Origin of the sequence: Teredinibacter waterburyi, assembly GCF_001922985.1 — a bacterium.
Lineage (GTDB): Bacteria > Pseudomonadota > Gammaproteobacteria > Pseudomonadales > Cellvibrionaceae > Teredinibacter > Teredinibacter waterburyi.
Genome location: NZ_MRUH01000018.1, coordinates 1 through 10,060, shown reverse-complemented (window position 1 = coordinate 10,060; position 10,060 = coordinate 1). Strand labels below are relative to the sequence as shown.

General features: G+C 47.8%; 7 protein-coding genes. 3 read left to right on the top strand and 4 right to left on the bottom strand.

What is annotated here, in order from left to right:
• Positions 1-99: 99 nt before the first annotated feature.
• Positions 100-1,224, bottom strand: a complete 1,125-nt coding sequence (locus IDZ20_RS01610; protein ID WP_188149687.1) for an anhydro-N-acetylmuramic acid kinase — start codon at positions 1,222-1,224, stop codon at positions 100-102.
• Positions 1,225-1,371: 147 nt separating this feature from the next.
• Positions 1,372-2,709 carry an OapA family protein gene (locus IDZ20_RS01605; RefSeq protein ID WP_245792048.1) on the bottom strand — a complete coding sequence of 446 codons (1,338 nt, stop codon included), beginning with the start codon at positions 2,707-2,709 and terminating at the stop codon, positions 1,372-1,374.
• Positions 2,710-3,133: 424 nt separating this feature from the next.
• Between IDZ20_RS01605 and tyrS the strand changes: the two genes are divergently transcribed.
• The 3 genes from tyrS to IDZ20_RS01590 all read left to right on the top strand — a co-directional run bounded on the left by tyrS (position 3,134) and on the right by IDZ20_RS01590 (position 7,220).
• Positions 3,134-4,444 carry a tyrosine--tRNA ligase gene (gene tyrS / locus IDZ20_RS01600; RefSeq protein WP_188149685.1) on the top strand — a complete coding sequence of 437 codons (1,311 nt, stop codon included), beginning with the start codon at positions 3,134-3,136 and terminating at the stop codon, positions 4,442-4,444.
• Between the two features lie 43 nt (positions 4,445-4,487).
• Positions 4,488-5,243: a glycosyltransferase family 25 protein gene (locus IDZ20_RS01595; protein WP_188149684.1), complete on the top strand. Its 756-nt coding sequence runs from the start codon at positions 4,488-4,490 to the stop codon at positions 5,241-5,243.
• Between the two features lie 414 nt (positions 5,244-5,657).
• Positions 5,658-7,220: a sodium/sugar symporter gene (locus IDZ20_RS01590; RefSeq protein WP_188149683.1), complete on the top strand. Its 1,563-nt coding sequence runs from the start codon at positions 5,658-5,660 to the stop codon at positions 7,218-7,220.
• A gap of 90 nt (positions 7,221-7,310) precedes the next feature.
• Here the strand turns inward: IDZ20_RS01590 and galK are convergent, their stop codons facing one another.
• Together galK and IDZ20_RS01580 are read right to left on the bottom strand one after the other, a co-directional pair.
• A complete protein-coding gene (galK, locus tag IDZ20_RS01585) occupies positions 7,311-8,477 on the bottom strand; it encodes a galactokinase (RefSeq protein ID WP_188149682.1) in 1,167 nt (388 codons plus the stop codon).
• A 38-nt stretch (positions 8,478-8,515) separates the two neighbouring features.
• A complete protein-coding gene (locus tag IDZ20_RS01580; protein WP_188149681.1) occupies positions 8,516-9,574 on the bottom strand; it encodes a UDP-glucose--hexose-1-phosphate uridylyltransferase in 1,059 nt (352 codons plus the stop codon).
• Positions 9,575-10,060 lie beyond the last annotated feature (486 nt).

Genomic DNA, 10,060 nt, shown 5'->3' with positions numbered 1-10,060 from the left:
CCTGGGTTGCGGGCTTTTTTTCGAGAGTGTTTTTACGAAGAGAGTGAAATTGCTAGGTCAAAAGATAGGGACGAAAAAGTCCGAGGAAAAAACCGTGAATTAAGCGGAGTAAATACCGCCTAACACGACTTCTCTATCGGCACCGGTAACCTCTGGTAGGTTCCCCGCTAGCCGACCTATAGTGCGTTTTGCTAGCCATGCAAAAGCAACAGCCTCGACCCAGTCTGGATGTAGGTTTAGCTCATCGGTTGTGCTAACCCTATTTTCAGGTAAGTGGTATTGAATGCGGTTGCAGAGGTGAGTGTTGTGTACGCCACCGCCGCAAATAAAAACAGTGGTATTGGCGGCGCAGAAGCCTTTAATAGCATCGCTAATGGTGATGGCGGTTAGCTCAGTGAGTGTGGCCTGAACATCTTGAGGGGTAAGAGGTGTTACGGTTTCTTCGGTGGCAGAGTTTACCCAGTCAAGGTTGAAATCCTCCTTGCCGGTACTTTTAGGTGCAGGCATGCGGAAAAACGAATGAGCGAGTAATTTATTTAATAGTTGCAGGTTGACTTGACCGCTTGCGGCCCATTTCCCGTTCTTATCGTACTGCTGTTTACCAAAGGTTTGAATCCAGCTATCCATCAGTGAGTTGCCCGGCCCGGTATCAAAACCCAGTGCGTGCCCATCTGTTGGCAGGAAGGTAAGGTTGGCCACGCCGCCAATGTTCAAGATACAGCGAGGTTCGGTTTTGCTAGAAAATACGGCTTGATGAAAGGCTGGGGCTAACGGCGCACCCTGGCCTCCAGCGGCCATGTCTCGGCGTCGAAAATCAGCAACGGTCGTGATTCCTGTGAGCTCGGCAATGGAGTTGGGGTCACCTATTTGCAGGGTAAACTGTTCTTGTATGGATTGGGCTCTGGGGCGGTGACGAATTGTTTGACCGTGGCTACCAATCGCCGTAATTTGCGTTGCCGAGTAGCCATTTTCTTCTAGTAGGCGATTTACAGCCCGAGCGAAGAGGGTACCGAGGTGTCGATCTAGCACGCCCATACGGTCTATTTCATTATCGCTCGGTAGGGCCAGCTCAAATATTTTCTTACGAATGGACTTGTCGTAGGGTATACCTAGTGCAGCCACTAAACGCGGTGTATCGCCGTTAAATTCAACTAAAGCGGCGTCGATAGAGTCGGCGCTGGTACCGGACATCAGGCCGATATACAAACTTGCAGCCTCGGACATGGAGTTCCTCGTTTACTAATGGTTTAAGCGTTATTGTTGTAGGGATATCCATATCGTGCTGCATTGCAGCCTGTTTCGGTTTGGTCGTGGCGAGTATGGTTGGGACGACTAGGCCCGCAAAGCAACGCGCTGGAGTAAAACGTTCTGTTATAGGGGGGTGTTGCTCGCCTGAGGTTCGCTTGAGGCGAACTGGCGTGGTTGTTCCGGGCTTAACTCTGCAAGTAGCGGTTGAGTTTGTTGCAAAAACTGCTGTAGCTCTTTATCGCTTATGGATTGTGCTTTTGGTAATTTTACCGTCACAGGGTTTCGCACTGCTCCGTTAACATAAAACTCGTAGTGGAGGTGGGGGCCGGTAGCGAGTCCTGTGGAGCCAACGTAGGCGATAACTTGCCCTTGTTTCACTCTCGATCCAGAACGGATACCTTTTCGGAATTTGCTGATGTGTGCGTAAAGCGTACGATAAGTTTGGCCGTGTTGAATGATTACTACATTGCCATAACCGCCTTTTTTGCCGGCGTAGACGACCTTGCCATCCCCAGTTGCCTTGATGGGCGTGCCGTGTCTAGCCGCGTAATCTGTACCCTTGTGCGCACGCAGTGTATTTAGCACTGGGTGTTTTCGATTTAAACTAAAGTGAGAACTTATTCTCGCGAAGTCGATCGGTGTGCGCAGAAATTCCTTGCGCATGGTCTCACCAGTGGGGGTGTAATATTGTGCTTGCCCATTCGAGTCAACGTAGCGCACCGCTTGGTAGCTGTTGCTGCGGTTGTTGAATTCGGCGGCGAGGATATTGCCTGTGCCAATCTTCTCGCCGTCTAGGAATGCTTCTTCGAATAGAACTTTAAAGCTGTCTCCGCTACGTATGTCTAGCGCAAAATCGATATCCCAACCAAAGATATTGGCGAGCTCCATTACCAGTTTGTCATCTAAAAAGGCTTGCTTTCCAGCATCAAACAGTGAGGTTTTAATTTCGGCTGTTCGCGATGAAAGCTTGATGTCGGGCGTGCGATTGATTTGCTCAAAGTTAAAGCCGGCGTCATTTCGGTTAAAACGGTAGCTGTTAAGTCGGCTTTCTATATAGCGTAGCTGGTTGAGTTTGCCATCGGCATTGATTGCAAACTCAAGCGTGTGGCCTGGGTAAAGAGCGGTTAGACGCTTCGCTTCTGGAGTGCTTTGCAGCAGTTCCATCATGTCGCTATCACGCAAACCGACCCGCTTAAATATAAGCGATAGGTTATCGCCAGATTTAACCGTTTCGGTAGAGGTTGTTAGGTCGTTGTTGGTGAGGGGGAAAGGTGCGGTGCCAAGATCTAGCTCTGATGTAATGGTAAGGTTGCTGAATGCCGGCAGTTCGAGTTGAGAAACCCGCCGCTCGGCCGCTAAATCGGCCTGAACGGACTTGCTTGGTAACAGCACAAATAAGCCGAGTAGAGAGGTGAGGCCCGCAACTGCAGCGAGATGAATTTTGGGGATGCGCTGAAGCATCTGAGCGCGCTGCCCAGCCTTTTTTGTCGCACCAGTTTTTCTTTGATTATCAAAAGCTTGCATCAGAATATTAAGTCACTACCGAGATTGTCCCCTGAACCCCTGTGTTTATATCAGAAAAAACACAGAATTTCATTAGCCGAATATAATACTAAGCATCTTATAGCGAAATATTTGAAGCAGGTTGATATCAACCCCGCTTTGGATGTTTTGCGCAGGCATAAGAAGCGTTGTTGTGCGCCGATTGGGCATGTTGGTGTTGAGGGGGGCAAAGATTGCTGATGCGAGGGTGCGCTTGACCTGAAGTTCGCGCCTACAAGCGGTTTGTTTACATAAAATCGGTGCTAAAGGTTTGTTTTGGAGGGCTTTTTCGGTATCGTTGCGCCACCAAAACTAGACATCTTGAATATGTAGGAAGAGCTTTATGACGGCAGTAGATCCAACCTTAATCGACGACTTGGACGCTCGAGGCTTAATCGCCCAAATGACGGGCGAAGACCAGCTGCGTAGTTGGTTGGCGGACGGTTCGCGAACGCTCTACTGCGGCTTTGATCCAACGGCCGATAGCCTGCATATCGGTAGCTTAGTACCTCTACTTACCTTGCGCCGTTTTCAGCAGGCTGGCCACAAGCCTTTAGCGTTGGTTGGCGGCGCCACAGGACTTATCGGCGACCCGAGCTTTAAAGCTCAAGAGCGAAAATTGAATACCCCAGATATAGTCGCAAATTGGGTCGAAAAGCTAAAGCAGCAGGTGTCGAGGTTTATTGATTTTGGTAGCGCCGAGAATAGCGCGGAAGTCGTTAACAATCTCGATTGGACCGAAAAGTTAAACGTGCTCGATTTTTTGCGCGATGTTGGCAAGCACTTTTCTATCAATAATATGATTCAGAAAGAGTCAGTAAAGCAGCGTATTGATCGTGAAGGTGCGGGTATTTCTTTCACTGAGTTTACCTACATGATTTTGCAGTCTTACGACTTTGCCGAGCTGTACAAACAGCACAACTGCACTCTGCAAATTGGCGGGTCCGATCAATGGGGCAATATCACTGGCGGAATCGACTTGGCTCGCCGCATGTATGGCGGGCAAGTTTTTGGTTTAACGCTGCCTCTTGTGACCAAATCAGACGGCACTAAGTTTGGTAAAACCGAATCGGGAACCATCTGGCTGGATCCCGCAAAGACCTCACCTTACGCTTTTTATCAATTTTGGCTAAATACGGCAGACGCTGATGCCTATAAGTTTTTACGCTATTTCACCTTCCTGTCGGTGGCCGATATTGATGCAATTGAAGCGGCCGATAATGCTGCTGAAGGGCGCCCGCAGGCTCAGGGTATTTTAGCGCGCGAGGTTACCAAACTGATTCATGGCGAAGAAGGCTTGATTGCGGCGGAGCGAATTACTGCTGCGATGTTTAGTGGGGAGCTTAGCGATTTAAGTGAGTCGGATCTGGAACAGCTAAAACTCGATGGTTTGCCCTCTAGCGATCTGGATTTGAGCACACTTTCCGATACGCCTTTAACGACCTTACTTGCGGATTGCGGTATGGCAAAGGCGGGGCGAGAAGTTAAAGATGCGCTAGGTCGAAATGCGGTCTTCATTAACGGAGAGGCTAAAGGTGCTAGCGACAACATGAATGCCGCTGCTAGTTTTAGTGTAGCTAATGCATTGTATAGCCGCTTTTTCTTGGTCAAATTAGGTAAGAAGAAAAATCACTTATTCGAGATCGCGGGTTAACCTCGGTGCAATTAGTGCTGGTTGATGGCGGGAGAGGGTGTTAATGGCCGTAAAGTTTAAAACTTATTTAATCAACCTTGAAAAATCGTCCGACCGGCTTAAAAAAGCGCAAGATGAGTTGGACGCAGCGGGGATAACCTTTGAGAGAATTCCAGCCGTCTACGGCCCGGATTTATCATCGGAAGCACTGCATGAGCGCTACAGCAGCGAGTTAAATCAGTATCAGTATTACAAGAATTTGAACGCTGGTGAAATAGGCTGTTTTTTGAGCCATCGCAGAGCTTGGCAACAGATTCTGAACGATAGCCTTGATTATGCGCTTGTGCTTGAGGATGACTTTGCTGTCGAACCTTTTGCTAGCGATGTTTTGCTGCTCGCAGGTGAAATAAAGCAAAAATGGGATTACATAAAGCTGATTGACACGACCCGTCGTCGCAAGTCCATTTGGGAGCAACCTTTAACTCGCGGTAGTTTGATCGTGTTTGACAAGTTACCTGCGGGTACCTGCGCACAGCTAGTGAGCCGTTCAGGAGCAGAAAAACTACTTCGGGCCACAGCCAAGTTTGGTCGACCAATAGACATAGATCTTCAGCACTGGTGGGAAAAAGGCATAGACATTTTTGGTATCACACCTTACGCATTCGTTAAACAGCGTGGTTTTGCTAGCGAGATTGACGTTATCGGGCAGCGGAAGAAGGAAAGACGCCGTGCGCTCAGGCGGTTTGTAAATCAAGTGTTGTTCAAAATAAGGAATGCGCGAGAGAATGGAAAGCGCCTTAAAAGCTTAAAACTGACCTAATGGTTCTATCGAATCAATAAAAAGCCCGGCGAATAAGACCGGGCTTTTTTATACCCGAAATATCATGATCACTACAAATGAAACATCATTCCGTAAGCTTTGCATTGGCAGAGAATGGAGCCCCAGCTTTGTCTTGCCAGTTACCTAGGAGTGCGTGTTGTTGTCAGGGTGTCGGTAAGTCGTGAGACAGTGAGTGGACGAGAGTTTGTAGTTGGAATTCATTAAAATTTTACCCATTACTTGGGCTTGTTTTTCGCCGCTGATAAATAGTTATAACCCAAATTTTTACAGTAGATAATTAGTTGTGTTTCTTATGCGTTAATTGTGGTTTTAGCAGTGGAAATTTAGCGCGCATAGGGTTAGATTGGTACGCTAATTTTAATGTATAACACAATAATAATTTTAGGGTGGTTTATGACACTTTCATTGATTGATACGACGGTTTTTGTTGTTTATGCCTTAGCGCTTGTAGCTGTGGCGCTTTGGGTTTCCCGTGAAAAGGCTGGGCACAACAAAGACACAAAAGACTATTTTCTCGCGGGCAACAGTTTACCTTGGTGGGCCATAGGGGCATCACTTATTGCTGCGAATATCTCGGCCGAGCAAATTATTGGTATGTCCGGTTCTGGCTTCGCGATTGGTTTAGGTATTGCCTCTTATGAATGGATGGCGGCAATTACGCTTATCATCGTGGGCAAATATTTTCTTCCGATCTTTTTACAGCGTGGAATCTATACCATGCCGCAATTTTTGGAGCAGCGTTACGATCACCGTGTGCGCACCGTCCTCGCAGTATTTTGGTTGGGTGTGTACGTTTTTGTGAATTTAACGGCTGTATTGTGGTTGGGCGCATTAGCGATTAACACTATTGCCGGTGTCGACATGATCTACGGTATGATATTTCTCGCATTGTTTTCTGTGGTGTATTCGCTCTACGGCGGTTTGAAGGCGGTCGCGATGACCGATATTATCCAGATTTTTGTGTTGGTTGCTGGCGGATTGTTGTTAAGTTATATATGTCTAGATTTGATTGGCGCTGGCGAAGGTGTCATTGCGGGCTTTGTTACCTTAACCGAGCAGGTTCCAGAAAAATTCGATATGATTTTAAGTGAAGATAATCCTCACTATGTAAGCTTGCCGGGCCTTTCGGTGCTAGTCGGCGGGATGTGGATTATGAACTTGTCGTATTGGGGTTTTAATCAATATATTATTCAGCGCACCTTGGCTGCGAAAAGTTTAGAGGAGGGGCAAAAGGGTATTGCCTTCGCTGCATTTCTAAAGTTGCTTATGCCAATTATTGTTGTCCTGCCTGGAATTGCGGCGGTGGTGTTGGCCCCAGAGTTAGAGCGTCCCGATCAGGCTTATCCGTCGATGATGCAGTTGATGCCTGTTGGCGTTAAAGGTTTGGTTTTCGCTGCATTGGTTGCTGCAATCGTTTCTTCGTTAGCGTCGATGACGAATAGCATATCAACCATTTTCACAATGGACCTGTATTCCTATTACAAGAAGAACGAAACTCAAAAACACTATGTTACGGTTGGCCGAGTAGTTAGCTTGGTATCATTAACTCTGGCAGTGATTTGCGCTAAACCTTTGTTGGGGCAGGCGGAGCAGGCATTTCAGTATATTCAAGAGTTTACGGGGTTCTTTACCCCAGGAATATGTGTGCTGTTTTTGCTGGGCATGTTTTGGAAAAAGGCGAATGCAAATTCCGCAATGGTTGCCGCACTGGGTTCGTTTTTACTTTCTATAGTTCTTAAGTATCTGTGGCCTGAACTACCCTTTATGGATAGGGTGGGCTTGGTGTTTATACTTTGTGTGATTCTGGCTGTTGTTACGGCGTTAATTACCGGTGGCAAGGATCAAGAAAATGCAGTGAATTTGGATGATATCCAATTTAAGACGCGCAGCTCTTATAATGTTGCCGCCATAGCGGTGATCTGTATTTTGATTGCCTTGTATTCGGCTTGGTGGTAAATGTTTCTGCGGCACCGTTTTCTTCGGTGCCGCGTTTGTTTTGACGTTGCGCGCCAGTTTCGGGCGCGCGCTCACAACTTATTTTTTGAACTACGAAAACTTCTCCAGTAAACCCGCACCGCGACTCGCCTTACAAATATGAAACTCCGCTGTCAAACCAGTCTGTGCGGTATAGTCGGTATTCAGTTTAGATTTTATTGCCCCGATATATTGCGGCGGCACTAGCGCTATTACGCATCCGCCGAAACCTCCCCCTGTCATCCTTACGCCACCGCGATCACCAATTATTTCATCGACGATTTTCACTATCAGGTCTACAGCGGGAACCGTTATTTCAAAATCGTCTCGCATCGAAATGTGCGAGGCTTTCATGAGTTGACTAAGTTGTTCCGCGTTAGATGTTCGCAGAGCTTCGGCAGCTAATTCTGTGCGAGTATTTTCGGTAACAATATGTGTCGCTCGGCGTAGCGTTGTGGGGTTTAATTTTGCGGTAAAAAGTTTCAGTAGTTCTGGTGTTGCATCGCGTAGAGATTTTATCCCCATAACTTGGGCGGCCTCTTCACACTGTATGCGACGAGTATTGTATTCGCTGCCGACCAAGCCTCGCTTTACTTTGCTATCGATTATTAGAACTTCTAAATCACTTGGCATTGGTACGTGACGCAGTGACAGGTCATTGCAATCGATTAGTACCGCATGCCCTTCTTTACCTGCCGCTGAAATTAACTGATCCATGATACCGCAATTACACCCAGCGAAATTATTTTCGGCCGCTTGGCATAGAAGCGCAATTTCAGTTGCACTCAAATTGAGTTGATTGGTTCCTGAAAGCGCGCTGGCGAAGGCTACTGAAAACGACGCGGACGAACTAAGTCCGGCGCCTTGGGGGACATTGCCTGATGCAACGACATCCATTCCGCGAATATTGTCGTGCCCAAGTTTAGTCAGCTCGTTGTGTACACCGCGTAAATAGTTTGCCCAGGGGTGTTCGATGTCAGGCGTTATTGGGCTACGGCCATCCCACTCACTTTTTTCTGAGTCTATGTCGTGAGCAATCACACTCATGCGGCTGTCGTCACGAGATTTTATGGCTAGATAGGTGCCTCTATCTATGGCGCAGGGCAATACAAACCCACCGTTGTAGTCTGTGTGCTCGCCGATAAGGTTGACGCGCCCTGGGGCAAAATAAAGTGCATCAGGCTTACATTGAAATGACTCAATAAAAGCTTCTTTTGTTTTTGTGGCTAGGTCGTTCATAAAGTGTGTCTGTTGATCTGTATGGGTTAAGAATTCAATTATTTTTCGAGGTAGTGATGAGTGCTGCAGCTTCTTAGGCGCTCGGCGGCTTGCTCGGGCGTAATGTCACGCTGCGGTTCAGCGAGTAATTCATAGCCGACCATATACTTTTTGACCGTTGCGCTTCGTAGCAGTGGTGGATAAAAGTGGGCGTGTAGCTGCCAGTGGCTTTGATCTTTTGAGCTGAATGCCTGCCCGTGCCAGCCCATTGAATAGGGAAAGCTGCAACCAAACAGGTTGTCGTAACGAGTCAGCATACTCTTCAGAATGGTTGCCAGTGATAACCGCTGTTCGGTGTCTAATTGATGCAAGTGACGAATCGGTGCAAGTGGCAATAGTAAGGTTTCGAATGGCCAGGAGGCCCAGAAAGGTACGACACAAAGCCAGTGCTCGTTTTGATCTACAACACGCTGTCCTGTCGCGAGTTCTTTTTTAGCGTAGTCGAGCAGTAGATTGCGGCCGTAGTCGGTTTGGTAGTTAAGAAGATGTTGGTCGACCTTTATTGCTTCAGTTGGTAGTTGGTCCGTCGCCCAAATCTGGCCGTGTGGGTGAGGGTTGGAGCAGCCCATTGCTGCACCCTTGTTTTCGAAGACTTGCACCCACTGAAAACGTCGGCCTAGCTCTTCGACTTGGCTGGCCCAGCAGTTCACGACCGATTCAATTTCTGTAACGTCGAGCTGGGGCAGTGTTTTGCTGTGGTTGGGCGAAAAACAAATAACCCGCGCTACACCTTTTGCCGGTTGCTCTGTAAATAGGGGGTCTAGATCCTTGTTAGTTGATACGTCGATATCTTCAACGGCGGCGAAGTCGTTGGTAAAAGTGAAAGTTGATGTGTAATTGTCGTTTGTCTCGCCATTGATCCGGGTGTTGCCGGGGCATAGGTAGCAATTAGGGTCGTGCTGGATAGCCGTGTCTGTGGCGGGAGTTTCTTGCTGGCCTAGCCAGGGACGTTTACTTCTGTGCGGGCTAACCAAAACCCATTCGCCAGTTAATGGGTTGCGGCGGCGGTGGCTGTGGTTATCACGATCAAATATAGGTGTTGAGGTGGTGTCTTGCATATGTCGTCTTGCCTGAGCTTTGCGTTGCGAGATATTAACGGCACTGACGGAGCGGTAGGGGTGGCCGTCTCCGTTAAGCGTTGTATGTGTTCTGGGTAGCAATGTTAGCAGCGAACAGGTGCGTGCACCGCCGGTAATTGCAATTGGTGGGAATAGTAGCGTTTAACCGCGACAAGGTAAACGTTTACCTTTCCGTTTCGGATTTGGTCTTTTGTGGAGTCCCGCTAACTTGGGTGCGGCATTAGTTTTGGCTTTTTGCTTGTATAAAAAACAGGCTTGCGGAAACTATTTTATTTATTTTCCCATAACGCCTTGCCAAGCCTTTTGATATGCGTATAATGCGCATCCTCGACTCAGGGCACAGGTGCTCAGTAGTCTTCTGGTACGAGCTAAGCGCCGGCCGGAATCGCTCTTTAACAATTCAATCAAGCAATGCGTGTGGGTGCTTGTAGGTTGGTGATGCGTCAGCTTGACCTTTTACATTTT